Below are 26,059 nucleotides of genomic sequence, written 5' to 3' on the forward strand. Positions count from 1 at the left end.
GGCGCGTGTATTCAGACAGCGCGCGTTATCGTTAACGCCCATCGCGAGCGAGCTCGCTCCTACAAGGGACGGGTGAATTGGGTAGTACAGGCGAGGACCGATGATAAAAGCAAAAACAGGCAAGCCAGAAGGGTCGCGCAGCCGGTCGCAGATCATCGCGCTGTTCATCGCGCTGATTGTTTTCATCATGCTGCTGTTCGCCAACTTCGCTTACCTCAACACTCAAGCCACGTACGATAAACAGTACATCGGCCACGCCGGCGAGTTGCGCGTGCTGTCCCAGCGCATTGCCAAGAACGCCACCGAAGCCGCCGCCGGCAAGGCTGCCGCGTTCAAGTTGCTCAGCGATGCGCGCAACGATTTCGCCCAGCGCTGGGGTTATCTGAAGAAAGGCGATCCTTCCACCGGCCTGCCGCCAGCCCCGTCCACCGTGCGCCCGGAAATGCGCGCGGTGCAATTGGACTGGGAGCGCCTGCTGAAAAACACCGACGCCATTCTGTCCAGCGAACAGACGGTTTTGTCGCTGCATCAGGTCGCTGCCACCCTCGCTGAAACCGTGCCGCAATTGCAGGTCGAGTACGAAAAAGTTGTCGAAATCCTCCTGCAACGGGGTGCGCCGGCCGCTCAGGTCGCGATGGCCCAGCGTCAGTCGCTGTTGGCCGAGCGGATTCTCGGTGCAGTCAACACCGTGCTGTCCGGCGACGAAAGTTCGCAACAGGCCGCCGACGCTTTTGGTCGCGACGCCGCGCGTTTCGGCCTGGTGCTTACGGGCATGCTGCAGGGCAACCCGGCGCTGAAAGTCAGCCAGGTCGAAGACCACGATGCCCGCGCCCGGTTGATCGAGATCTCCGAACTGTTTGAATTCGTCTCGGGTTCGGTGGATGAAATCCTCGAAACCTCACCGGAACTGTTCAAGGTCCGCGAATCGGCAAGCAACATTTTCACCCTCTCGCAAACCCTGCTCGACGAAGCCTCGCACCTGGCCACCGGGTTCGAAAACCTCGCAGGCGGGCGCGATACAGACACTATTGGCGGCTACATGCTGGGCCTGCTGGCGCTGATGTCGATCATTCTCATTGGCCTGGTGATGGTTCGCGAAACCAATCGCCAGTTGCGCGAAACCGCTGAAAAGAACGAGCGCAACCAGAACGCGATCATGCGCCTGCTCGACGAAATCGAAGACCTGGCCGACGGCGACCTGACCGTGACGGCTTCGGTGACCGAAGACTTCACCGGGACCATCGCCGATTCGATCAACTATTCCGTGGATCAGCTGCGCGATCTGGTGGCAACGATCAACCTCACCGCCGGCCAGGTCGCTGCCGCCGTGCAGGAAACCCAAGCCACCGCCATGCACCTGGCGCAGGCCTCGGAACATCAGGCGCAACAGATCAGCGAAGCCTCCACCGCGATCAACGACATGGCGCAGTCCATCGATCAGGTCTCGGCCAACGCTGCCGAGTCCTCGGCGGTGGCCGAGCGCTCGGTGGAAATTGCCAACAAGGGCAACGAGGTGGTGCACAACACCATCCACGGCATGGATAACATTCGCGAACAGATTCAGGATACCGCCAAGCGCATCAAGCGCCTCGGCGAGTCTTCTCAGGAGATTGGCGACATTGTCAGCCTGATTGATGACATTGCCGACCAGACCAACATCCTCGCGCTCAACGCTGCGATTCAGGCCTCCATGGCCGGTGACGCCGGGCGCGGTTTTGCGGTGGTGGCGGACGAAGTCCAGCGGCTGGCCGAACGCTCGTCCGCCGCGACCCGGCAGATCGAAACCCTGGTACGGGCGATTCAGGCCGACACCAACGAAGCGGTCATTTCCATGGAACAGACCACCACCGAAGTGGTGCGCGGCGCACGTCTGGCGCAGGATGCCGGTGTGGCCCTGGAAGAAATCGAAGGCGTGTCGAAGACGCTCGCGGCGCTGATCCAGAGCATCTCCAACGCCGCCCAGCAACAGACGTCTTCGGCCGGGCAGATTTCCCTGACGATGAACGTGATCCAGCAGATCACCACGCAGACGTCGTCGGGCTCCACCGCCACTGCCGAGAGCATCGGCAACCTGGCGAAGATGGCCAGCCAGCTGCGGCGCTCGGTGTCCGGTTTCACCTTGCCGGCCGCCAAGGCGCAGACTGTGGATAAAGTGTGAAGCGTCCATGAGCGTTCGAACGATGAACGGAGCAGTTATGGGTGATCGGCACGACTATGTGGCCCTGGAGTGGGTCAAAGGCGAGATTGCCGAAACGCTGAAAGTGGCTCACCAGGCGATTGAAACGTTGCTTGATGACCCCCAGGCGACGCACGCCCTCAGTGAATGCCTGGCGTGTATCCATCAGGTTCACGGCAGTTTGCAGATGGTCGAGTTCTACGGCGCGGCCCTGCTCGCCGAAGAAATGGAGCAACTGACTGCTGCCTTGCAGCAGAAGCGCGTCAGCCATCGCGACGAGGCGATCCACCTGCTGCTGCAAGCGATCGGTCAGTTGCCGATCTATCTCGACCGCGTTCAAGGCGCACGCCGCGACCTGCCGCTGGTGGTGCTGCCGCTGATCAACGATCTGCGCAGCGCCCGTGGCGAAAGCCTGTTGTCGGAAACCAGCCTGTTCACCCCGCAATTGCCGGACCTGCCTGCGCTGAATGAAGAATCACTGGCGCTGCTGGAACCGGCGGACCTGCCGAACGTGCTGCGCAAATTGCGCCAGATGTTGCAGATGGCCCTGGTCGGGTTGCTGCACGAGCAGGATGCCGACACCCACCTCGATTGCATCGCCAAGGTGTTTTCACGTCTTGAAGGGCTGTGTGGCAACGCGCCCCTGAGCCCGTTGTGGCAAGTCGCTTCGGCGCTGGTCGAAGGCATGCGTGGCGGTTCGATCGCCAACAGCCCGGCCCTGCGCAGCCTGTTCAAAGACGCCGACACAGAGCTCAAACGCCTGCTCGAACAGGGCATGTCCGCGATCAATCAGCCGGCACCGCCGGAGTTGCTCAAGAGTTTGCTGTTCTACATTGCCAAGGCCGAACACCCCACCGGGCAGATGCTGACCATGAAAGATCGCTACGGATTGGACGACGCGCTACCTGACAGCGCGATGGTCGACGAAGAACGGGCGCGGCTGGCCGGCCCTGATCGCGATGCCATGCGCTCGGTGCTGGCGGCACTGTGCGAAGAACTGGTGCGGGTCAAAGAACGCCTGGACCTGTTCGTGCGCAGCGACCGCCAGCACACCTCGGACCTCGAAAGCCTGCTCGCACCGCTGCGGCAGATCGCCGACACGCTGGCGGTGCTCGGTTTCGGCCAACCGCGCAAGGTCATCATCGATCAACTGGCGGTGGTGCTGAGCCTTGCCCAAGGCCAGCGCGAACCCAACGACGCGATCCTCATGGACGTCGCCGGGGCCTTGCTCTACGTCGAGGCAACGCTGGCCGGCATGGTTGGCACCGTGGAGCCGGAAAGCCAGGAAGACAGCCGCCCGCCGACCACCGACCTGACGCAGATCCACCAGATCGTGATCAAGGAAGCGCGCATTTGCCTGCAACAGGCCAAGGACATGATCGTCGATTACATCGACGCCGACTGGGACCGCCAGCATTTGCAACCGTTGCCGGCCTTGCTGACCCAGGTGCGCGGTGCGCTGGCGATGATTTCGCTGAGTCGCGCGGCGAGCCTGATCGACGCCTGCAACCACTTCATCCGCGAGCATCTGCTGCTGGACCCGGACCAGCCTGGCTGGGAAGAACTGGACAGCCTGGCCGACGTCATCACCAGCATCGAGTATTACCTTGAACGCCTCAGCGACGATCCCGAGGCGGCCGGTGAACAGTTGCTCGACGTTGCGGAAAAAAGCCTGGCGTCACTCGGTTTTTTCCCCAGCGAGCACCCTGTGCCGATGCTGGAGGATGTGCTCAGCCCGGGCGAAGCCCAGGTCATGCAGGACCAGCAGGAACTGGACGATCCAGAGGTCGTCCAGACCTTGGCCGATGTACTGGCCAACCCGGTGTCTACCGTTAACCCGCCCGCGCTGAACACGCCGGGCAGCCTGTTGCCGCCGCCGGTGGGCGAGGCGCCGGTGGATGACGAGCTGCTCGAAGTCTTCCTCGAAGAAACCGATGAAGTCCTGGACATCCTTCGCGAATACCTGCCGCGCTGGTCGGCCTATCCCGACAACACGGCGGCCTTGAGAGAATTGCGCCGGGCCTTCCACACACTCAAAGGCAGTGGCCGGATGGTTCGCGCGCTGGTGCTGGGTGAGCTGGCGTGGGCTGTGGAAAACCTGCTAAACCGCGTGCTGGAGCACAGCGTTGAACCGGGCCAGGCCGTCCAGCAACTGCTCGGCGATGTACTGAACCTGCTACCGGAACTGGTGGCTGAATTTGCCGACAATGCCCAGCGTCAGCGCAACGATGTCGACCAATTGGCCGCCCGCGCCCATGCCCTCGCCAAGGGTGGCGAGCCTTTGTCCGATGAGGACGTGCAGGACGTTACGGCCCTCGATCCGTTGTTGCTGGAGATTTTCCGCAACGAAGCGGAAACCCATTTGGCCAGCCTCAACCGCTTCCTTGAACAGGCCGCCGAGCATGCGCCGTTTCAGGCCTGCGACGAGTTGCAACGGGCGCTGCACACCCTTAAAGGCAGCGCCTCGATGGCCGGCGTCTTGCCGATTGCCGAGGTGGCGACATCGCTGGATCACCTGGCCCGTGAGTACAAGGCGCACCTGATCGCTCTGGGCCTGGACGAAATCGAACTGCTGCTGGAGGCCGAAGGCGTGTTCCGTCTGGGTCTGCGTCAGCTCAAGGTCGATCCGCTGGCCGAGATTCCCGGCGCCCGTTCATTGATCGAAAGAATACAGGCGCTGATGGCCGAGCGTCTGGAAGCGCTGTTGAGCACACCGAGCACCACGCTCAGAACCAAGCGCGATCCGCAGTTGATCAACAACTTTCTGGCCCAGGGCATGGACATCCTGCTGGACGCCGAAAGCCTGTTGCAGCGCTGGCAGCAGCATCCCGGCGAACGTCAGGAACTCAGTGCGCTGCTGGACGAATTGACCACCCTCGGCGAAGTTGCGCACCTGGCCTATCTGCATCCGGTGGACGAGCTCTGCGAAGCCTTGCTGGATCTTTATGGCGCGGTGGAAGAAAGCAGCCTCGCTGTCAGCGACCGGTTTTTCCACGAGGCGCAAAGTGCTCACGAAGCGTTGATCAACATGCTCGACGAACTGGCTGCCGGCCAGGAAGTCAGCCCGCAGCCGGAGCGCATCCGGGCCTTGCGCGGCTTGCTCGACGAAGGCCTCGATCCCTCGGCCATGGGCCTGATTCGCAGTGACGGCAGCCGCACCCTGAGCATTCGGGAATTGAGCGGTGCCACGGCCGAGCTTGAGCGCACGCTACCCCCTGTAGGAGCGTGCTCGCTCGCGATGGACGTTAACGATGACGCGGTGTCATTGGAAAAACGCGGCGCCTGTGAGCCCATCGCGAGCGAGCTCGCTCCTACAATGGATCGTGCGGTTGAGTTGGACGATGAAATCGTTTCGATTTTTCTCGAAGAAGCGGTGGATATTCTCGAGAGCGCCGGCCAGGCCTTGCAGCGCTGGCTGAATGACCCGGAAAACGCCGCGCCGCTGTTGTCGTTGCAGCGGGATTTGCACACGCTCAAGGGCGGTGCGCGGATGGCCGAGGTCGAGCCGGTCGGTGACCTCGCCCATGAGCTGGAAAGCCTTTACCAAGGTCTTGTCGATCGCCGTTACAGCCACAGCGAAGCGTTGGCGCAACTGCTGCAACAGAGTCATGACCGACTGGCTCAACTGCTTGAGCAGTTGCAGAACCAGAAGCCGCTGGGTGATCCGGGTGAGCTGATCGAGGCCATTCGCGAGTTCCGTCAAGGCAATGCCAACGCGCCAGAAACAGTCGAGTCTGCGGGGGCCGAGGATTCGCCGGGGCACGATCCGGAACTGCTGGAAATCTTCCTCGAGGAAGGGTTCGACATCATCGAAAACTCCGGCGCGGCGCTGGTGCGCTGGCAGACCGAACCTTCCAATCGTCAGGAAATGGAAACCTTGCTGCGCGATCTGCACACCCTCAAGGGCGGTGCGCGGATGGTGGAAATCGGCCCGATCGGCGACCTGGCCCATGAACTGGAATTTCTTTACGAAGGCTTGTCTGCCGGTGTGCTGAAACCGACGGCCGCGCTGTTCGGGCTGTTGCAAAGCAGCCATGACCGATTGGCGCAGATGCTCGACGCCACCCGCGCCGGTCAACCGTTGCCACCGGCCGATCGACTGATCGACGCGATCCGCAATTTCAGCCATCCGGAGGTGCTGGAAGCACCGGTTACCGCACCGGTCGCACCCAAGGTCGAGCCGCTTGCGCCTCAAGTCGATGCCGGTGCCGACATGGTCAAGGTCTCGGCAGAACTGCTCGACGACCTGGTCAACCTGGCCGGGGAAACCTCGATCTTCCGTGGCCGCATCGAACAGCAGGTCAACGATGCGCGTGTGGCGTTGAACGAGATGGAAACCACCATCGAGCGCATGCGCGATCAATTGCGCCGGCTCGATACCGAAACCCAGGGACGGATTCTCAGCCGCCAGCAAATCGACGCAGAGCGCTCGGGTTACGAAGACTTTGACCCGCTGGAGATGGATCGTCATTCGCAGTTGCAGCAACTGTCGCGGGCGCTGTTCGAATCCGCCTCCGACCTGCTCGACCTCAAGGAAACCCTCGACCGACGCAATCAGGACGCGGAGAACCTGCTGCAACAGCAGGGCCGCATCAACACCGAATTGCAGGAAGGCCTGATGCGTACGCGCATGGTGCCGTTCGAGCGGATGTTGCCGCGCTTGAAACGCATCGTCCGCCAGGTCTCCAGCGAGTTGGGCAAGGACGTGGAATTCATCGTCGGCAACGCCGAAGGCGAGATGGACCGCAATGTTCTCGAACGCATGGCGGCACCGCTGGAGCACATGCTGCGCAACGCCGTCGACCATGGTCTGGAATCCGCAGACGTGCGCATCGCGGCGGGTAAACCGGCGCAGGGCCGGATCACCCTCGATCTGTCCCGAGAGGGCGGTGACATCATTTTTGACCTCCGCGACGACGGCGCCGGTGTGCCGCTGGACGCAGTGCGGCGCAAGGCTATCAAGCGCGGCTTGCTGGCCCAGGACAGTGACATCAGCGATCGCGACGTGCTGCAATTCATCCTGCAACCGGGGTTCTCCACGGCCGAGAAAATCACCCAGATTTCCGGGCGCGGTGTGGGCATGGATGTGGTCCACGAAGAGGTTCGGCAACTGGGCGGCAGCATGAGCATCGACTCTGTGCCGGGGCAGGGCGTGCATTTCCGCATTCGCCTGCCGTTCACCGTGTCGGTCAATCAGGCGTTGATGGTGCAGTGCTTTGATGATCAATATGCGATCCCGCTGAACACCATCGACGGCATCGTGCGGGTGCTGCCCAACGAACTCGAAGGGCATTACCGGCTCGATCCGCCGACCTATAAATACGCCGGGCAGCACTATGAACTGTGTTACCTCGGCGAACTGCTGAAAACCAGCAACCGCCCGAAATTGCTGGGTCAGAGCCAGCCGCTGCCGGTGTTGCTGGTGCAATGCAACGAACGGCACATCGCGGTGCAGGTCGATTCGATGGCCGGCACCCGGGAGATCGTGGTGAAAAGCCTCGGTCCGCAGTTTGCAGCGGTGCAGGGGTTGTCCGGGGCGACGATTCTGGGCGATGGCCGGGTGGTGCTGATTCTCGATTTGCTGGCGCCGATCCGCGCGATGCAGACGCAGGCGCCGCAACGACCACGGGTTCAAGACGCCGAGCCCGAGCCGCACAAACCCTTGCTGGTGATGGTGGTCGACGACTCGGTCACCGTGCGCAAGGTCACCAGCCGTTTGCTCGAACGCCACGGCATGAACGTGCTGACGGCCAAGGATGGCGTCGATGCCATGTTGCTGCTGGAAGAACACATGCCGGACCTGATGCTGCTGGACATCGAAATGCCGCGCATGGACGGTTTCGAAGTGGCAACCCAAGTGCGCGCGGATGAGCGTTTGCAGCACCTGCCGATCATCATGATCACCTCGCGCACCGGCCAGAAACACCGCGACCGCGCCATGGCCATCGGCGTCAACGACTACCTCGGCAAGCCGTACCAGGAATCGGTGCTGCTTGAAAGCATCGCGCTGTGGAGCAAAACCCATGCTTGAGCATCGGACCAGCAACCTCACCGGGCTGCTGCTGCCCCTGGCTGACCGCAACCTGATTTTGCCCAACGTCGCGGTGGCGGAGCTGATCGACTATCAGCCGGGGGCGTTCGATTTGGATACACCGCCGTGGTATCTGGGGCGGGTGAGCTGGCGGAACCGGCAGATTCCGTTGCTGAGTTTTGAGTCGGCCTGCGGGCAGAAAATCATTATCGGCGAGCGGGCGCGGATTGTGATTCTCAATGCGCTGGGCGGGCGGCCGGAATTGAAGTTCATCGCGCTGCTGGTGCAGGGGATTCCTCGGTCTTACAAGCTCGACAGCCAGTTGAGCTATGTGGATGTGCCGTTGTGTCCGCTGGAAAAGGCAGCGGTACAGGTGGGTGAGCAGGTGGCCAAAGTGCCTGACTTGCTGGCGTTGGAGGAGTTGTTGGTGAGTGCCGGGTTGATCTGACAGGCCCCTTCGCGAGCAAGCCCGCTCCCACATTAGTTTTCTGTCGTACACAAATTTTGTGTTCACTGAGATCAAATGTGGGAGCGGGCTTGCTCGCGAAGAGGCCCGAACAGTCAGTACACTTCTCCGACCATTACCCTGACCGTAACGATCTACCGCTCTGCTTGATTGATGCCCCCCACCCAACACTCCTAAGGTGACCCTCACGATAGCGAACCCGTGGAGTGGTCATGACAACAACAATATCCCCGACTCGCGATGGACGCGGCGGCGCAGCGAATAGCAGCGGCGTCTCGAGCTGGTCAAGGGCCTGGCCGACGGTGTGGTCCTGCCCACCGACAACATCGTTGCGGCGCTCGAAGCGTTGATCCTGCCCGGCGACCGTGTGGTGCTGGAGGGCAACAACCAGAAGCAGGCGGATTTCCTTTCCCGCTCACTGGCAAAAGCCGATCCCGCCAGGCTCCACGACCTGCACATGATCATGCCCAGTGTCGGACGCTCCGAACACCTGGACCTGTTTGAACGCGGCATTGCCCGCAAGCTCGATTTCTCCTTCGCCGGCACCCAGAGCCTGCGCATCAGCCAGTTGCTGGAAGACGGCCTGCTGGAAATCGGCGCGATCCACACCTACATCGAGCTCTACGCACGATTGGTGGTGGACCTGATTCCCAACTCTGCTCGCAATCCGGGTCGTTCACGCTGTCGTCCAGAGACACCAGGATCGCATCGACTTCCATGTTCTTGAGCTTGTAGAACAGGTCGAAACTCGAACCGAGGATCAAGTCGATGTTGAGTTCGCTGCGGCGGATCTTCAGGCCCATGATCAGTTGGGGCACGGTCTTCACCGTCAGCGAATACAACGAACCGAGCTTGAAGCGCTCAGCGGAGAAACCGGCGGCCTCGCGGGTCAGGCGCACGGTTTCGACCACGACCTGAATCAGCTTCTGCGCCCGTTCTTCCAGCACATACGCGCTTTCCAGCGGCGTCAGGTTGCGACCTTCATGTTTGAACAACGGACAACGCAAGGCGCTTTCCAGGGAGTGGATCGCCCGGTGCACGCTGGCGTTGCTGGTCTCCAGTTCGGCGGCGGCCCGGGCCAGGTTGCCGGAGCGCATGAAGGCCAGGAACACCTCGAGTTTTTTCAGGGTCAACTCTTCGTCGATCAGCATCGCGCGGACTCTTTTTGGAATGACTTGATTGCGCCCAATTCCTGAAGGACACGCAGACCTTTGTAGGAGCGGCCGGGCGGCGTTCCTACAGAGGGTGTTTGTGATCTGAAACATTGCGCTTTTACGCTTGAGGCCTGAGCCTTGCGCAATGCTGTAACGAATGTCGAGGTGAGTAACACATGTATCACGGGGAAAGATTGAACGCCTGGACGCATTTGGTCGGGGCGGTGGCGGCGACGGTCGGGGTGGTGTGGATGCTGGTGATCGCCGGCATGGACGGCAGCCCGTGGAAGATCGTCAGCGTGGCGATTTACGGTTTTACGTTGATGGTGCTCTACAGCGCATCGACCGTTTATCACAGCGTGCAGGGGCGCAAAAAAGCGATCATGCAGAAGGTCGATCACTTTTCGATCTACCTGTTGATCGCCGGCAGTTACACGCCGTTTTGTCTGGTGACATTGCGCGGGCCGTGGGGCTGGACGTTGTTCGGGATTGTCTGGGGACTGGCGTTGATCGGCATCCTGCAAGAGATCAAACCGCGTTCGGAAGCGCGGATTCTGTCGATCGTGATTTACGCGGTGATGGGCTGGATCGTGCTGGTCGCGGTCAAGCCGTTGCTGGCGGCGCTGGGCACGGCCGGGTTTGCCTGGCTGGCGTCGGGCGGGATTTTGTACACCGTGGGGATTATTTTCTTTGCCCTGGATCATCGGTTGCGGCATGCGCACGGGATCTGGCATTTGTTCGTGATTGCGGGGAGTTTGCTGCATTTTGTGGCGATTCTGGTGTACGTCTTATAAACCGTGTCGCGGCCATTCGCGAGCAAGTCGAATCGTCGCACCGCCGCTCCCACATTGGATCGGCATGTTGTTGGAGATTTGTTAACCACCACAAATCCCCTGTGGGAGCGGGCTTGCTCGCGAAGGCGTACTAGAAGTCGCCCCAAAGCTGTTGAGCAACCGCTAATGCAACAACCGGCGCGGTCTCGGTGCGCAAAACGCGCGGTCCCAACCGGGCAGCATGAAAACCCGAAACCTTGGCCTGATCAACCTCAGCCTCCGACAACCCACCCTCCGGCCCGATCAAGAAAGCCAGTGTCCCAGGCTTCGCATGACTCACCAACGGCTCCGCCACCGGATGCAGCACCAGCTTCAACTGCGCCTCGGTCTGCTTCAACCAGTCCGCCAACAACACCGGCGGATGAATCACCGGCACCCGCGACCGCCCGCACTGCTCGCACGCGCTGATCGCCACCTGACGCCAATGCATCAGGCGTTTGTCGGCGCGCTCGTCCTTCAACCGGACTTCGCAGCGGTCGCTGAAAATCGGGGTGATTTCAGTCACGCCCAATTCTGTGGCTTTCTGAATCGCCCAATCCATCCGCTCGCCACGGGACAAGCCCTGGCCGAGATGAATCTGCAGCGGCGATTCGACCTGACCGGCGAAGCTTTCATCGATCTGCACCACGACGCGTTTCTTGCCGACCTCCACCAGCGTCGCGCGAAACTCATGGCCCGAGCCGTCGAACAGTTGCAACGCATCGCCCTCCACCATGCGCAGCACGCGGCTGATGTAATGGGCCTGAGCCTCGGGCAACTCGTGCTCGCCGGTGCTCAGGGGGGCGTCGATAAAGAAGCGGGACAGTCTCATGCTGGGTCTCTACTGAATCAGTAAGTTGGATCAAGTCGCAAATGTGGCTGGCTTTGTGGCGAGGGAGCTTGCTCCCGCTGGGTTGCGAAGCAGCCCTAAAAAGGGACTGCTGCGCAGCCCAGCGGGAGCAAGCTCCCTCGCCACAGGGTTTTTCGGTGACTTCTAGCCCGGATCGCGGAAACCGGGGTGAAAGTCTTTCGGCACTGAGACGCTGACGCTGTTGCGGGTCGCGATGTCGATCCCTTCACTGGCCACTTCGGCGAGAAAATCGATCTGTTCCGGCGTGATCACGTAAGGCGGCAGGAAATACACCACGCTGCCCAACGGTCGAAGTAAAGCACCTCGCTCCAACGCATGCTGGAACACCTTCAAGCCACGACGTTCCTGCCACGGCCAGGCTTCCTTGGTTGCCTTGTCCTTGACCATCTCGATGGCCAACACCATGCCGGTCTGACGCACTTCCGAGACGTTCGGGTGATCGGCCAGATGGGCGGTGGACGAGGCCATGCGCTGCGCCAAAGCCTTGTTGTTCTCGATCACGTTGTCTTCTTCGAAGATATCCAGCGTCGCCAATGCCGCCGCGCACGCCAGCGGATTGCCGGTGTAGCTGTGCGAATGCAGGAAGGCGCGCAGGGTCGGGTAGTCGTCGTAGAAGGCGCTGTAGACGTCTTCGGTCGTCACGCAGGCCGCCAGCGGCAGGTAACCGCCAGTCAGGGCCTTGGACAGGCAAAGGAAGTCCGGGCGGATGCCGGCCTGTTCACAGGCGAACATGGTCCCGGTGCGGCCGAAGCCGACGGCGATTTCGTCGTGAATCAGGTGCACGCCGTAGCGATCGCAGGCTTCGCGCAGCAGTTTCAGGTACACCGGGTGATACATGCGCATGCCGCCGGCGCCCTGAATCAATGGCTCGACGATCACCGCCGCGACGGTGTCGTGGTTCTCCGCGAGCGTCTGCTCCATCGCGGCAAACATATTCCGAGAATGCTCTTCCCAGCTCATGCCGTCGGGGCGAAGGTAGCAATCGGGGCTCGGCACCTTGATGGTGTCGAGCAGCAGCGCCTTGTAGGTCTCGGTGAACAGCGGCACGTCGCCCACCGACATCGCCGCCATGGTTTCGCCGTGGTAGCTGTTGGTCAGGGTGACGAAGCGCTTCTTGTTCGGCTGGCCACGGTTGAGCCAGTAGTGAAAGCTCATTTTCAGCGCGACTTCGATGCAGGACGAACCGTTATCGGCGTAGAAGCATCGGGTCAGGCCTTCCGGCGTCATCTTCACCAGACGCTCGGACAGCTCGATCACAGGCTGATGGCTGAAACCGGCCAGAATCACGTGCTCCAGCTGATCGACCTGATCCTTGATGCGCTGGTTGATGCGCGGGTTGGCGTGGCCGAACACGTTGACCCACCAGGAGCTGACCGCATCGAGGTAGCGTTTGCCTTCGAAGTCTTCCAGCCACACGCCTTCACCGCGCTTGATCGGGATCAGCGGCAGCTGTTCGTGGTCTTTCATCTGGGTGCAGGGATGCCACAACACCGCGAGATCGCGCTGCATCCACTGATTATTCAGGCCCATGTTCAGTCTCCTCGAGGCGGTCCGGGACAGGCGCGGACATACAATCGCGCAAGCCTATGCAATGCGTCGCGCGGGAACAACCTATTGTGTCGTTTGAGCTACTTTGTAGGGGGTGGTAGACGTCGCTGGCGGCCCATTGATGGCTAACGTATTCTTCGCGGTTCTTTGAGTCGTCTGACTCGTAAAACTGCTGTTTTCTCGTGTATTTCCGGAGTTCGCTGAATGTCTGCTGGTTGGCTGCGCGCCTGTGCGCTGGTGATATTGGGGCTGTTCAGCGTGTCTGCGCTGGCCAAGGATAAAACGGCGATCGTGATTGGCGGCGGGCTTTCGGGCCTGACGGCGGCGTACGAACTGCAGAACAAAGGCTGGCAGGTCACCCTGCTGGAAGCCAAACCGAGCCTGGGCGGCCGCTCCGGCATGGCCACCAGTGAATGGATCGGCAACGACAAGACCCAGCCGGTGCTGAACAAGTACGTCTCGACCTTCAAGCTGAGCACCACGCCGGCGCCGGAACTCGTGCGCACGCCGAGCTACCTGATCGACGGCGTGTATTACACCGCCGCTGACCTGGCCACAAAAGAGCCGGCCACCGCTGACGCGCTCAAGCGCTACGAAAAGACGCTGGACGACCTCGCGCGTTCGATCGAAGACCCGCAGAACCCTGCAGCGAACAGCACGCTGCATGCCCTGGATCAGATCAACGTCTCCAACTGGCTTGATCGACTGACGTTGCCAGCCACGGCCCGTCAATTGATCAATCAGCAAATTCGTACCCGTTATGACGAACCGTCGCGCCTGTCGCTGTTGTACTTTGCACAACAGAGCCGGGTTTACCGCGGTGTGTCCGATCGTGACCTGCGCGCTTCGCGTCTGCTCGGCGGCAGCCCGGTGCTGGCACAAGCCTTCGTCAAACAACTGAAAACCATCAAGACCAACTCCCCGGTCTCGGCCATCACTCAGGACAAGGACGGTGTGACCGTCAAGGTCGACAGCGTCGGCTATCAGGCTGACTACGTCGTGGTCGCCGTGCCGTTGCGCGCCCTGAACAAGATCCAGATGACCCCGGCGCTGGATGCCCAGCACATGGGCGCCATCAAAGGCACCAACTACGGTTGGCGCGACCAGATCATGCTGAAGTTCAAGACGCCAGTATGGGAAAGCAAGGCGCGCATGTCCGGCGAGATCTACAGCAACACCGGCCTGGGCATGTTGTGGGTCGAGCCAGCCCTGAAGGGCGGCGCCAACGTGGTGATCAACCTGTCCGGCGACAACGCACGGGTGATGCAGGCCTTCGGCGACAAGCAGATGGTCGATCAGGTACTGATTCGTCTGCATGCGTTTTATCCACAGGCACGCGGTTCGTTCACCGGTTATGAAATCCGCCGCTACAGCACCGACCCGTCGATGGGCGGCGCTTACCTGGCCTTCGGCCCGGGCCAGATCAGCAAGTACTGGCGTCTGTGGGAGCGTCCGCTGCAGCGCGTAGCGTTCGCTGGCGAACACACCGACACGTTGTACCCAGGCACGCTGGAAGGCGCGTTGCGCACTGGCCAGCGGGCGGCCGGTCAGGTTGAAGACCTGGCAGCGGGCAAGTCGTTTGAACCGGCGAAGGTTGTTCCAGTAGCGACCGCTGTGGCGGCCGGCGCGGTGGCGGCGAAGAAAGGCAACTTCTTCAGCAATCTGTTTGGTGGATCCTCCGATGAGGACAAGAAGCCGGAGCCGGTCAAGACGCCAGAGCCTGTCGCTCCGCCAGCACCGGCGCCGGCTCCAGTGCCAACCCTGGCCCCTGCGCCAGTGGAAGCACCGAAGCCTGTGGCACCGGTGAAAGCCGAGCCAGCCAAGAAGGCTCCGGCCAAAGCGCCGGCGAAAAAGCCTGCTGCCAAAACCGAAGCCAAAAAAGCCCCGGCTAAAGCCCCGGCGAAAAAAGTTGAAACGGCGAAGAAGCCGGCGGCAACTACTGAAACCAAGACGTAGTAAACCTTCGGGGTGAATAGAAGCGCGGCTCAAGGGTCGCGCTTTTTTTTGCCTGATAGACCTTCGCGAGCAGGCTCGCTCCCACAGTGGATCCGCGTCGAACACAAGGTATGTGGCCAACCTGAAACCCTGTGGGAGCGAGCCTGCTCGCGAAGGTCTACCAGACACCACTCATTACAGCCTGCCACTAACATCCCGCCACAAATTCTTCTTTAATCTTTCCTTAACTCACCTATTTCAGACTCTTGATCGTATTTCTCGATATTTCAAAGCGAAATTTTCCGCTTTAATTCGATAGATAACTCGATAGTCTTGGTCGCAATTCTCACAGGATTTGGGCATGCAGCTACGTAACTCTTCTTCCCGCTACGGTTGGGTCAGCATCTTTATGCACTGGGGCGTGGCGCTGGCGGTCTTCGGTCTGTTTGCGCTGGGCTTGTGGATGGTCGGTCTCGACTACTACAGCACCTGGCGCAAAGACGCGCCGGAATTGCACAAGAGCATTGGCCTGGTGTTGTTGGCCGTCATGGTCCTGCGGGTGTTGTGGCGCTTTGTCAGCCCGCCACCGCCGGCACTGGAAACGTATAGCCGCATGACGCGTCTTGGCGCCAAGTTCGGCCATTCGTTCCTGTACCTGGGCCTGTTTGCTGTGTTGATTGCCGGTTACCTGATTTCCACCGCAGACGGTGTCGGGATTCCGGTGTTTGGCCTGTTTGAAGTTCCTGCACTGGTGTCCGGACTACCGGATCAGGCAGACACCGCCGGTGTGATTCATTTGTATCTGGCGTGGGCACTGGTAATTTTTTCCGGTCTCCATGCGTTGGCAGCATTGAAGCACCACTTTATCGATCGTGATGCGACCCTGAAGCGAATGCTGGGCCGCAAAGCCTGAAGTTCATCCTCGACTCGAAAGGAATAGAAAGCATGTTGAAAAAGACCCTCGCCGCTCTGGCAATCGGTTCCGCTCTGCTGTCCGCCGGTAACGTAATGGCCGCTGACTATGTCGTCGACAAGGAAGGCCAGCACGCCTTCGTTGACTTCAAGATCAGCCACCTGGGCTACAGCTACATCACCGGTACTTTCAAGGACATCGACGGCAAGTTCAGCTTCGACGCTGCCAAGCCTGAAGACAGCAAGATCGAGTTCAATGTGAACACCGCCAGCGTGTTCACCAACAACGCCGAGCGCGACAAGCACATCGCCAGCGGTGATTTCCTGAACGCGAGCAAATTCGGTAAAGCCACCTTCGTGTCCACCAGCGTCAAACCAACCGGTAAAAACGCCGCTGGCAAAGACACTGCCGACGTGGCGGGTGATCTGACCATCGCAGGCGTGACCAAGCCAATCGTGGTCAAGGCGACCTTCCTGGGTGAAGGCAAGGATCCATGGGGCGGTTACCGTGCCGGCTTCGAAGGCACCACCAACCTCAAGCGTTCCGATTTCGGCAAGCAGAAAGACCTGGGCCCAGCGTCCGACGCGGTCGAACTGTACGTGACGTTTGAAGGTGTCAAAGCGAAGTAATGCTGAGGCCGTAGGAGCTGCCGCAGGCTGCGATCTTTTAAGATCAAAAGATCGCAGGCTTCGCCAGCTCCTACAAAAATCAGTTTGTGATACACAAAAAAATGCCCCGGATCGCGAGATCAGGGGCATTTTTTATTGCGGCGTCAAATCAGCGATTGCGAGTCAGCAATGCTGGTTTCTCACCACGCGGACGGCCTGGCAGTTGATCAAGTTGCTCGGGAGTCGGGAAACGATCGGTTTTCGACTCCTTGTGAATGATCTTCGGTGCTGGACCGCGCGGGTTTTGCACGGCGGGTTCGGAACGCGGCTGGTCGTCACGCGCCGGGCGACGGTTGCGGCCTTCTTCGCGACGGGCCTGGCCGTCACGTGGAGCGCCGTTGCGTGGACCGCTGCGCTTGGCCGGCGGCGTGCCGGTGGTCGCGCCGTCGCTGCTGCGCGGACCGCTTTGGCGACCCTGAGGCTTGCCGCCAGTGCGCGGAGCACCTGCGCCAGCGGCCGTGCCTTGTGCCGGAGCACCCGGACGGCGGCCACGACCCTGAGCCGGTTTGGCTTGAGGCACGTAGTCGACCCGGTTACCGAAGTTATCGATGTCGTCGTCCAGGAACTCGTCCGGAGCGCGATCAGCGGCAGCGCGTGGCGCCGGACGCTGTTGCTCACGCGCCGGGGTGCCTTCGCGTGGTTTCTGCTCACGTGCCGGGCGCTCGCCACGGCCGCTGGCCGCCGGTTTTTCCTTGCCGCCCTTGTCCTTGCCCTTGTCTTTACGACCGCCGCCACCACCGCTGCCGTTCGGACCGTCGCCGCGCGGGCCACGTGGGTTGCGCGGGTTACGCACATCCGGACGCTCGCGGACTTCAGGTTTCTCGGCTTCTACAGCGCTGGAGTCGAAGCCCATCAGGTTGCCGTCGGCAATCTTCTGCTTGGTCATGCGCTCGATGCTTTTCAGCAGCTTTTCTTCGTCCGGCGCCACCAGCGAGATCGCCTCGCCTGAACGACCGGCACGGCCAGTACGGCCGATACGGTGCACGTAGTCTTCGTCGACGTTCGGCAGTTCGAAGTTGACCACGTGTGGCAACTGGTCGATGTCGAGGCCGCGAGCGGCGATGTCGGTGGCAACCAGGATACGCACTTCACCGGCCTTGAAGTCAGCCAGGGCTTTGGTGCGGGCGTTCTGGCTCTTGTTGCCGTGGATCGCGACGGCGCTCAGGCCGTGTTTGTCCAGGTACTCGGCCAGACGGTTGGCGCCGTGCTTGGTGCGGGTGAACACCAGCACCTGTTCCCAGGCGCCCGCGGTGATCAGGTGCGCCAGCAACGAACGCTTGTGGCTGGCGGCCAGACGGAACACACGCTGTTCGATGCGCTCGACCGTGGTGTTCGGCGGCGTGACTTCGATGCGTTCCGGGTTGTGCAGCAGCTTGCCGGCGAGGTCGGTGATGTCCTTGGAGAACGTCGCCGAGAACAGCAGGTTCTGACGCTTGGCCGGGAGGCGGGCCAGGACCTTCTTCACGTCATGGACAAAGCCCATGTCGAGCATGCGGTCGGCTTCGTCCAGCACGAGAATTTCCACGTGAGACAAATCGACGCTGCCTTGGCCGGCGAGGTCGAGCAGGCGGCCAGGGCAGGCGACCAGCACGTCAACACCGCGGGACATGGCCTGAACCTGCGGGTTCATGCCGACGCCGCCGAAGATGCAGGCGCTGACGAACTTCAGGTCACGGGCATAGACCTTGAAGCTCTCGTGGACCTGAGCCGCGAGTTCGCGGGTTGGGGTCAGGACCAGCACGCGTGGTTGGCGCGGGCCGTGACGCTGGGATTTGTCCGGGTGACCGTTGGGGAACAACCGCTCCAGAATCGGAAGGGCGAAGCCGCCGGTTTTACCAGTACCTGTCTGAGCCGCAACCATCAGGTCGCGACCTTGCAACACGGCGGGAATAGCCCGCTGTTGCACCGGAGTAGGCTCGGTATAGCCCGCTGCCTCGATGGCGCGGACTAAAGCCTCGGAGAGACCGAGGGAAGCAAAGGACATGAGTAATCCTGTTTTAGTTAGGGCTTGGCCCAATGGGAGTCTTGCCTGGCGCGAATGGCGTTTAAGAGGAACGCAATCCCGTCCGGTCCTGCTGGGTCTTGAAAGCTCGTCTGGAGCGCTCGCGCGGGCTGAAAAGCTGCGCTGTAGCGGGGTCGAGATGCCTTGAACAAGTCCGAGCGTCCGGGCGTGAGCCTGGCGGGAAGGCCGGAGTATAACAGAGCAATCACTGCGCGCCGCTTTCCTGCTGCTCAACGGTTTTTTCGCGGGCGGCGGTGGCCCCGGCGTCTTTCGTGCTGGCCGTCGGATCCGCGCCATAACGGGCACTCAGTTCGGCGTAGGCGGGCTCGCGCTTGAAACGCTTGAGTTCGGCGCCGAAGCGTTGCACCAGCAAGTCCATGCCCGCATTGCGGCGCACCGCCAGGAACTGGCTCTGTTGGCTGATGACGGTCGGGTTTTCGCTGATCTGGTCGCGGATGTTCAATTCGTCGAGCAAATGCTGGCCGACACGGCGGTCGGTGATCAACAGGTCGATCCGCCCGCGCACCAGTTTGCCGAAGTTGGCTTCATGGGTGGGCGCCGGTTCGCGAGTGAACAGGGGCGATTCACTGAAGTCCGGGCTGTACAGATAGCCCGGCGAGGTGCCGATCGTCAGGCCTTTCAGTTCGTCCAGCGTGCGAAACGGAAAGGGGCGCTCATTGGCGTAGAACATCACGAACTCGACTTCCGAGAGCGGTTCGCTGGGGTAGAGCAGGGTGGCGTCACGCTCTTCGCTGTGAAAAATGTCCAGCACGCCATCGGCCTGACCGGTTTCGAGCATCGACAGACAGCGTTTCCACGGCAGGAACTGCCACTCGACTTCGATCCCCAGGCGTTTGAAGACGATGGCCGTGGTTTCGTAGTCCAGGCCCAGGGATTTGCCGTTTTCCTCGTAGACGTAGGGCGTCCAGGGTTCAGTGACAATGCGCAGCTTCTCGCCCCGAGCAGCGAAGCTCAGGCAAGTGAAAAGAATCACGGTCAGCAACTGGGTGATTAATGGCATGGGCTTGAGATTACGACGAGAAACGGGAAAGAGCCAGACACCGGCTGCAGATGCTGTATCTCCGTGTGCTGCATCACAAAAAAGCGCGTTGAAGGCAAAAGATCGCAGCCTTCGGCAGCTCCTACAGGGATTAAACATGCCCAATGTAGGAGCTGCCGAAGGCTGCGATCTTTTGATCTTGCTTGTAACGATGATTAGCGCGGCAACTTCAGGTTGTTCCACACCGCCAGGCTCGCTTCAGCCTGATTCAGTGTGTAGAAGTGCAGCCCCGGAGCGCCACCTTGCAGCAGGCGTTCGCACATCTCAGTGATGACTTGCTCACCAAAGCTTTGAATGCTCTGGGTGTCATCGCCGTAGGCTTCCAGTTGCTTGCGGATCCAGCGCGGGATTTCCGCACCGCAGGCATCGGAGAAGCGCGCCAGCTTGCTGTAGTTGGTGATCGGCATGATCCCCGGCACAATCGGGATGTTCACGCCCATCGCCCGTACACGCTCGACGAAGTAGAAGTAGCTGTCGGCGTTGAAGAAGTACTGGGTGATCGCACTGTCGGCACCGGCGTTGGCCTTGCGCACGAAGTTGTTCAGATCGTCTTCAAAATTGCGCGCTTGCGGATGCATTTCCGGGTAAGCGGCGACTTCGATGTGGAAATGATCGCCGGTCTCTTCACGAATGAATTCAACCAGGTCATTGGCGTGGCGCATTTCGCCGCTGGCCATGCCCATGCCCGAAGGCAGGTCACCGCGCAGGGCAACGATACGTTTGATACCAGCAGCCTTGTATTGCGCCAGCAGGCCGCGCAAGTCGTCCTTGCTGTCGCCCACGCAGGACAGATGCGGTGCGGCAGGGACTTTGACTTCGCTTTCGAGCTGCAACACGGTGTTGAGGGTTCGATCACGGGTCGAACCGCCAGCGCCATAGGTGCAGGAGAAGAAATCGGGGTTGTACGTGGCCAGCTGACGAGCAGTGGCGATCAGCTTTTCATGCCCAGCGTCGGTCTTCGTAGGGAAGAACTCGAAGCTGTAGCGACGGTCTTGGGACATGGTCATATCCTTGGAAACACGTAAGCCTGTGAAGCTTGCTCATCCCGTGTGGGAGCGGGCTTGCCCGCGAAAGCGGTGGGTAAGTCGACATCTATGTCGAATGACAAATCGCCATCGCGGGCAAGCCCGCTCCCACAGGGAGAGCAGGCAGCAAGTTCGATCAGTAGCGGTAAGCGTGCGGCTTGAACGGACCTTCGACGGTCACGCCGATGTAGTCGGCCTGGGTCTTGGTCAGTTGAGTCACAACACCGCCGAAACCGCGGACCATTTCCAGGGCCACTTCTTCGTCGAGTTTCTTCGGCAGTACTTCAACAGTCAGGCGCTCGGCTTTCTGGGCTGGCGACAGGTCGGCGTACTTCTGGCCGAACAGGAAGATCTGCGCCAGCACCTGGTTGGCGAACGAACCGTCCATGATGCGGCTTGGGTGGCCAGTGGCGTTACCCAGGTTAACCAGACGGCCTTCGGCCAGCAGGATCAGGTAGTCGTCGTTCTGGGCGTCGAAAGCGCCCGGGCCGGTACGGTGGATCTTGTGAACCTGTGGCTTCACTTCTTCCCACGCCCAGTTTTTACGCATGAAAGCGGTGTCGATTTCGTTGTCGAAGTGGCCGATGTTGCAGACAACAGCGCGCTTCTTCAGGGCTTTGAGCATGTTCGCGTCGCAAACATTGACGTTGCCGGTGGTGGTCACGATCAGGTCGATCTTGCCCAGCAGTGCTTTGTCGATGCTTGCTTCAGTGCCGTTGTTGATACCGTCGATGAACGGCGAAACCAGTTCGAAACCGTCCATGCAGGCCTGCATGGCGCAGATCGGGTCGACTTCGGACACTTTAACGATCATGCCTTCCTGACGCAGGGACTGAGCGGAGCCCTTGCCCACGTCACCGTAACCGATGACCAGCGCTTGCTTGCCGGACAAAAGGTGGTCGGTGCCGCGCTTGATCGCATCGTTCAGGCTGTGACGGCAGCCGTACTTGTTGTCGTTCTTGCTCTTGGTCACCGAGTCGTTGACGTTGATGGCCGGGATTTTCAGCTCGCCCTTGGCCAGCATGTCCAGCAGGCGGTGAACGCCAGTGGTGGTTTCTTCGGTCACGCCGTGGACGCGATCGAGAATCGCCGGGTATTTCTTGTGCAGCAGCTCGGTCAGGTCGCCGCCGTCGTCGAGGATCATGTTGGCATCCCAAGGCGCGCCATCTTTGAGGATGGTTTGCTCCAGGCACCACTCGTACTCTTCTTCAGTCTCGCCTTTCCAGGCGAAAACCGGGATACCGGCAGCAGCGATAGCGGCAGCGGCCTGGTCCTGAGTCGAGAAAATGTTGCAGGACGACCAACGCACTTCGGCACCCAGGGCAACCAGGGTTTCGATCAGCACGGCAGTCTGAATGGTCATGTGGATGCAGCCGAGGATCTTCGCGCCTTTGAGCGGTTGCTCACCGGCGTACTTGCGGCGCAGACCCATCAGGGCTGGCATTTCGGATTCAGCGATGATGGTCTCGCGACGGCCCCAGGCAGCCAGGGACATGTCGGCGACTTTGTAATCGTTAAAATCTGCAGGCGTGATAACAGCGCTCATGATGAGCCTCCATTCGTAATGTATGCGAATGGGCGCCGTTGTGCGTTTAGTGTCTGGCCGTGGCCAGGCAACGCCCCATCCGAGCCTGACAGGTCGAACCTGCTGCAGCGCCCCTCGGACAGGTGGCGGGAAAACGGTATCAATAGAACGTTACCGTTTTGAAACGGGTGGGATTATAGCGGGCTATGCTGATCTTCCAAAGCCTTTCTGCAGGTCAATGTCCGAACGGTAATCGAGACCATAGTCGATGCTCAATAGAGCTCTAGTCCGGGCTCTGCCATGATGCCGCCCATCATTCGGCAAGACGCTCAGGAGTGAATATGAATTTCCATACCCGCAAATGGGTAAAACCCGAAGACCTCAACCCCAACGGCACGCTGTTCGGCGGCAGCCTGTTGCGCTGGATCGACGAAGAAGCGGCGATCTATGCCATCGTCCAGTTGGGCAATCAGCGCGTGGTCACCAAGTACATTTCCGAAATCAACTTCGTCAGCGCCTCGCGCCAGGGCGACATCATCGAACTGGGCATCACCGCCACCGAGTTCGGCCGTACGTCGATCACCCTGACCTGCGAAGTGCGTAACAAGATCACCCGCAAAAGCATTCTGACGGTGGAGAAGATGGTCTTCGTCAACCTCGGTGAAGACGGCCTGCCCGCACCGCATGGCCGGACCGAGATCAAGTACGTCAAAGACCAGTTCCAGGATGATGGCGTCCGCGAGTAATGCGAGCGCGTAGGAGCTGCCGAAGGCTGCGATCTCTTGATCTTGCCCCCGGCGTTCTTACCGAGCGCTGAAAATCAAGATCAAAAGATCGCAGCCTCCGGCAGCTCCTACAGAACGCTCCCGAACCCCACGTGTCGTACCTACATGACACGCCACAGGTTCAGGAGCTTCAATGGACACGCAAAAAGACGGCAAGACCCCGGACCTCTCGGCGAAAGAACAGCATGAGGTCGAAAAGAACCAACCTCCACGCGCGGCGGTGCTGCACGAAATCATCCGTACCCAGGGCGATCAGGAGCTTGAACGCAGCGTCGCCGCATTGTGGTGGTCGGCGTTGGCCGCTGGCCTGACCATGGGCCTTTCGCTGATGGCCATGGGGTTGCTCAATTCCCGTCTGCCGGACGCCGAAGGCTTCAAGGTCATCGCCAGTTTCGGCTACTGCGCCGGTTTTCTCGCGGTGATCCTCGCCCGTCAGCAACTGTTCACCGAAAACACCCTGACGGCCGTGCTGCCGATCATGAGCAAGCCCACACTGGGTAACTTCGGCCGGTTACTGCGGTTGTGGTCGGTGGTATTGGTGGGCAACCTCTGCGGCACCTTGCTGGTGGCGTATGTGATGCTGCATCTGCCGATTTTCGACAGCAAGACCGACCTTGCCTTCCTCGACATCGGCCGCAAGGTCATGGAAAACGATGCCAGCCAGATGTTCGCCAAAGGCATCGTCTCGGGCTGGATGATCGCCACCATGGTCTGGATGATCCCGTCCATGGAGAGCGCCAGGATGTGGATCATCATCCTCATCACCTACTTCATGGCGCTGGGGGATTTCACCCACATCGTGGTCGGCTCGGTCGAGGTTTCGTATCTGGTCTTTGCCGGGGAACTGCCGTGGAAGGATTTCTGGCTGGTGTTCGCCGGTCCGACGCTGGTGGGCAACATCATCGGCGGCAGCTTTATTTTTGCGTTGATCAGCCATGCGCAGATTCGCAGTGAATCAGGTGCGCCTAAAGACAAGGGAAACGAAGCCAGGCCGACCGCTGACGAGGACGCCAGGCAATGAGGCCGGCGAGGCATCAGCTCGCTCGGCCTGCTCGGCGCCGTGCGGTTATTTTTCAGGGATCAGCCATGCCTTGGCTTGGGTGACTGTCGTCGAGCTGACATAGCCCGAGACTAGGGAGTTGCGCGCTATGTAATTATCGGGAATCAGGTTGACTAGTTCGTTGTATCTCTTGCGGAAATCGTCTAATCGAGAGGCTTTTTCAGAGGTCGTGAATTCCTGTACGGCCTCTCGGAAGCCATTCTCTACCCGTATGAACAGATCGACGTTCCGGTCAGGCTGGCCATAACGCATCTTAGAGGTATAGATCACCTCACGAATGAAGTGTTCGATCCTGGTGATGATGTCGCGGATACCCATTTCCTCGATTGCTTTGGTCATGACAGCAGACTTTGGTCCTGGTGCCTCGGCATCCATGCGTTTGACGGCTTGTAGTAGCTCCATTAAATCCGGGACGTCTCCATAATTGAGCTTTTCCGCCAGCCAATCGATTTTTTCCGGTGTGTCGCCGAGCCGATCCAGGCTATCAATGGCCAGTCTCATGTCACGGGTAAGTTCCAGCCTATCCGGCGCCGTGTTTTTTGCTGCAGTCAACGCTTCCTGTAATTCCGTCAGCGCGAGTTCAGCTTGTTGGCGGAACTCGATGACTGGCTTAGCCTCTGGATCGTTACTCAGTTCAGACGCGGCAGCTTTGAACAGTTCATCATTGAAGGCCAGAACTGCGGCCCTAGTATCATTGAATATGTGCGTTTCGCGGTCTGTTTTGTGATGATTCAAGTGGTCGTTTATGTTGTCTTCCAGTCCCTTCTGCAACTGGTCTCTTTCCTCTAGCGACATGTTGAAATTTAGGGTTCCTTTTAACAACGTTGTATGGTCTTCCTTCTCGGTCTTCAAAGGAATGATGACCGTGTACTTTTCAAAGCGTTTGAGGTCTGCCGCTTCTTGTGCGTGCCGGGCCGAGTAGGGCGCGCCGATAAACTTGTCTGCCATCACCGAGGTCAGCGTTCCACGATCTTTCTTTTTGTCGCCATTGCCGCTCTCGAACTTGAGGATCAACTGTTCTTCGTTGGTAATTGGGCTACGTTGGCGTGCAGGCTCTTTGAAATGCGTATTGGACATAATGCCGCCGTCCTGAGCATTCGTCCGTTCTCCTGTAGTCTGAAAGCCCAGATTCTGTACCGATGGCTTTTGAAAGACGACGGGCAATGAGGCTGATATAAGAGCCGCGGTAGCCACGCACATTTCAGGCGTCTCGTCACCGAATACCATCAGCTGGGGTCGACCCTCGATCATGATCGTGGCGGTGATGTTCAATTGCTTGATTTCAGGAAAGTCCTTGCTTAGTGTTTGCCGATGACCAAAGGTCACAAATTCATTGTGTATCATTATCTGTGTTAAACATTCGATGGTCTCCGGCGAGAGCTTTCGATTGTCGTTAATGGCCTTGTTGAGGAGCGCGTGGAGCGCCTCAACGATGTTTTCGTTGATCAGCTCTCTCATTGGTTCGGCTTCGGATTGGAGGCGAGGCAGCAGGTCACACAGCAGTTGTACGGCGGCGCCCGTTGACCCTGGAATCTTTGCGAAGCCTTTGCCCACGGTGGAAAAGAATTGCTGTACCTGTTTCACGCGTTCTTTTTTACTGTTGAGCTTCTCGACAACGTTGACATTGTCCGAAAACCCGTTGACTTGTTTATGCGTCGCGCCGAACGCGATCGGAACCGCAACAAGGGCACCTGCCGATGAGCCGTTGACCGTATCGAGCTTTCCCAGATAACCACGATCTTCCAGCGCTTTCACCGCTCCGGGGTAGGCGAGTCCCTTAGCCCCACCGCCGCTGAGTACCAGGCATTTGATGTCGGGGCGATTGAGCGTCACTTCGACAACGCCGTTTTCATAACGGTGGATCGACAGCTTACGATCGGTCAATGAATGCGCCAGTATTTCGTAATTGTCTTGCCCGGTGCGCATACCACCCCTTGTGAAATCACCCCCGTCAGTGTCTATCGGAACTGACGATGTGCCTTGAGCGTTACTTTTCGGGAGCGTCGACGCACTGCATACGGACACTGA

16 protein-coding genes, 2 pseudogenes and 1 riboswitch are annotated in these 26,059 nt (G+C 59.9%); of the genes and pseudogenes, 10 read left to right on the forward strand and 8 right to left on the reverse strand.

Translation table 11 applies throughout. The annotated features are described in order from the left end of the window. Positions 1 to 100 precede the first annotated feature (100 nt). From ACYZTL_RS17445 to ACYZTL_RS17460, 4 genes and pseudogenes are all read left to right on the forward strand, one after another. On the forward strand, positions 101 to 2,158 hold the full coding sequence (locus ACYZTL_RS17445; RefSeq protein WP_461952829.1) for a methyl-accepting chemotaxis protein: 2,058 nt from the start codon (positions 101 to 103) through the stop codon (positions 2,156 to 2,158). Between the two features lie 37 nt (positions 2,159 to 2,195). Further along, positions 2,196 to 8,207, forward strand: a complete 6,012-nt coding sequence (locus ACYZTL_RS17450; RefSeq protein WP_461952830.1) for an Hpt domain-containing protein — start codon at positions 2,196 to 2,198, stop codon at positions 8,205 to 8,207. Further along, positions 8,200 to 8,655, forward strand: coding sequence for a chemotaxis protein CheW (locus tag ACYZTL_RS17455; RefSeq protein ID WP_461952831.1), 456 nt, complete (start codon positions 8,200 to 8,202; stop codon positions 8,653 to 8,655). Before ACYZTL_RS17450 ends, ACYZTL_RS17455 begins: the two co-directional genes overlap by 8 nt. Before the next feature lie 230 nt (positions 8,656 to 8,885). Then, positions 8,886 to 9,334 (forward strand): annotated as a pseudogene (locus tag ACYZTL_RS17460) (malonate decarboxylase subunit alpha); the annotation flags it as partial. Here the strand turns inward: ACYZTL_RS17460 and ACYZTL_RS17465 are convergent. After that, positions 9,333 to 9,824: pseudogene (locus tag ACYZTL_RS17465) on the reverse strand (LysR family transcriptional regulator); the annotation flags it as partial. The pseudogenes ACYZTL_RS17460 and ACYZTL_RS17465 overlap by 2 nt on opposite strands. A 179-nt stretch (positions 9,825 to 10,003) precedes the next feature. On the opposite strand from ACYZTL_RS17465, the gene trhA reads away from it, so the two are divergent. After that, a complete protein-coding gene (trhA, locus tag ACYZTL_RS17470) occupies positions 10,004 to 10,621 on the forward strand; it encodes a PAQR family membrane homeostasis protein TrhA (RefSeq protein WP_461952832.1) in 618 nt (205 codons plus the stop codon). Between the two features lie 130 nt (positions 10,622 to 10,751). On the opposite strand, the gene ACYZTL_RS17475 is transcribed toward trhA, so the two are convergent. Both ACYZTL_RS17475 and ACYZTL_RS17480 read right to left on the reverse strand, forming a co-directional pair. Continuing rightward, a complete protein-coding gene (locus ACYZTL_RS17475) occupies positions 10,752 to 11,471 on the reverse strand; it encodes a 16S rRNA (uracil(1498)-N(3))-methyltransferase (RefSeq protein WP_461952833.1) in 720 nt (239 codons plus the stop codon). 162 nt (positions 11,472 to 11,633) lie between these two features. Then, the gene (locus ACYZTL_RS17480; protein ID WP_461952834.1) at positions 11,634 to 13,040 is read right to left on the reverse strand and encodes an adenosylmethionine--8-amino-7-oxononanoate transaminase; all 1,407 of its coding nucleotides are present in this window, start codon (positions 13,038 to 13,040) and stop codon (positions 11,634 to 11,636) included. 222 nt (positions 13,041 to 13,262) lie between these two features. On the opposite strand from ACYZTL_RS17480, the gene ACYZTL_RS17485 reads away from it, so the two are divergent. From ACYZTL_RS17485 to ACYZTL_RS17495, 3 genes are all read left to right on the forward strand, one after another. Then, positions 13,263 to 15,014, forward strand: a complete 1,752-nt coding sequence (locus ACYZTL_RS17485) for a flavin monoamine oxidase family protein (protein ID WP_461952835.1) — start codon at positions 13,263 to 13,265, stop codon at positions 15,012 to 15,014. 340 nt (positions 15,015 to 15,354) lie between these two features. Then, positions 15,355 to 15,906, forward strand: a complete 552-nt coding sequence (locus ACYZTL_RS17490; RefSeq protein ID WP_461952836.1) for a cytochrome b — start codon at positions 15,355 to 15,357, stop codon at positions 15,904 to 15,906. 32 nt (positions 15,907 to 15,938) lie between these two features. Then, positions 15,939 to 16,535 (forward strand): YceI family protein, encoded by a 597-nt coding sequence (locus tag ACYZTL_RS17495; RefSeq protein ID WP_461952837.1) that lies wholly within the window; start codon positions 15,939 to 15,941, stop codon positions 16,533 to 16,535. Positions 16,536 to 16,683: 148 nt separating this feature from the next. Here the strand turns inward: ACYZTL_RS17495 and ACYZTL_RS17500 are convergent, their stop codons facing one another. The 4 genes from ACYZTL_RS17500 to ahcY form a co-directional block, all read right to left on the reverse strand. Next, positions 16,684 to 18,558, reverse strand: a complete 1,875-nt coding sequence (locus ACYZTL_RS17500) for a DEAD/DEAH box helicase (RefSeq protein ID WP_461952838.1) — start codon at positions 18,556 to 18,558, stop codon at positions 16,684 to 16,686. A 223-nt stretch (positions 18,559 to 18,781) separates the two neighbouring features. After that, positions 18,782 to 19,597, reverse strand: coding sequence for a substrate-binding periplasmic protein (locus ACYZTL_RS17505; RefSeq protein ID WP_461952839.1), 816 nt, complete (start codon positions 19,595 to 19,597; stop codon positions 18,782 to 18,784). Positions 19,598 to 19,791: 194 nt separating this feature from the next. Then, positions 19,792 to 20,637, reverse strand: a complete 846-nt coding sequence (metF, locus tag ACYZTL_RS17510) for a methylenetetrahydrofolate reductase [NAD(P)H] (RefSeq protein ID WP_461952840.1) — start codon at positions 20,635 to 20,637, stop codon at positions 19,792 to 19,794. Positions 20,638 to 20,797: 160 nt separating this feature from the next. Continuing rightward, entirely contained in the window at positions 20,798 to 22,207 is a 1,410-nt protein-coding gene (gene ahcY / locus ACYZTL_RS17515) for an adenosylhomocysteinase (RefSeq protein WP_461952841.1), read from the reverse strand. A gap of 23 nt (positions 22,208 to 22,230) precedes the next feature. Further along, positions 22,231 to 22,329: riboswitch (S-adenosyl-L-homocysteine riboswitch) on the reverse strand. Between the two features lie 198 nt (positions 22,330 to 22,527). Here ahcY and ACYZTL_RS17520 point away from each other — a divergent pair. Beyond that, positions 22,528 to 22,932 (forward strand): acyl-CoA thioesterase, encoded by a 405-nt coding sequence (locus ACYZTL_RS17520; protein WP_461952842.1) that lies wholly within the window; start codon positions 22,528 to 22,530, stop codon positions 22,930 to 22,932. A 172-nt stretch (positions 22,933 to 23,104) separates the two neighbouring features. After that, on the forward strand, positions 23,105 to 23,992 hold the full coding sequence (locus ACYZTL_RS17525; protein ID WP_461952843.1) for a formate/nitrite transporter family protein: 888 nt from the start codon (positions 23,105 to 23,107) through the stop codon (positions 23,990 to 23,992). Between the two features lie 45 nt (positions 23,993 to 24,037). Here the strand turns inward: ACYZTL_RS17525 and ACYZTL_RS17530 are convergent, their stop codons facing one another. Beyond that, the gene (locus ACYZTL_RS17530) at positions 24,038 to 25,957 is read right to left on the reverse strand and encodes a patatin-like phospholipase family protein (protein WP_461952844.1); all 1,920 of its coding nucleotides are present in this window, start codon (positions 25,955 to 25,957) and stop codon (positions 24,038 to 24,040) included. Positions 25,958 to 26,059 lie beyond the last annotated feature (102 nt).

The organism is Pseudomonas sp. LB3P81, assembly GCF_054897965.1.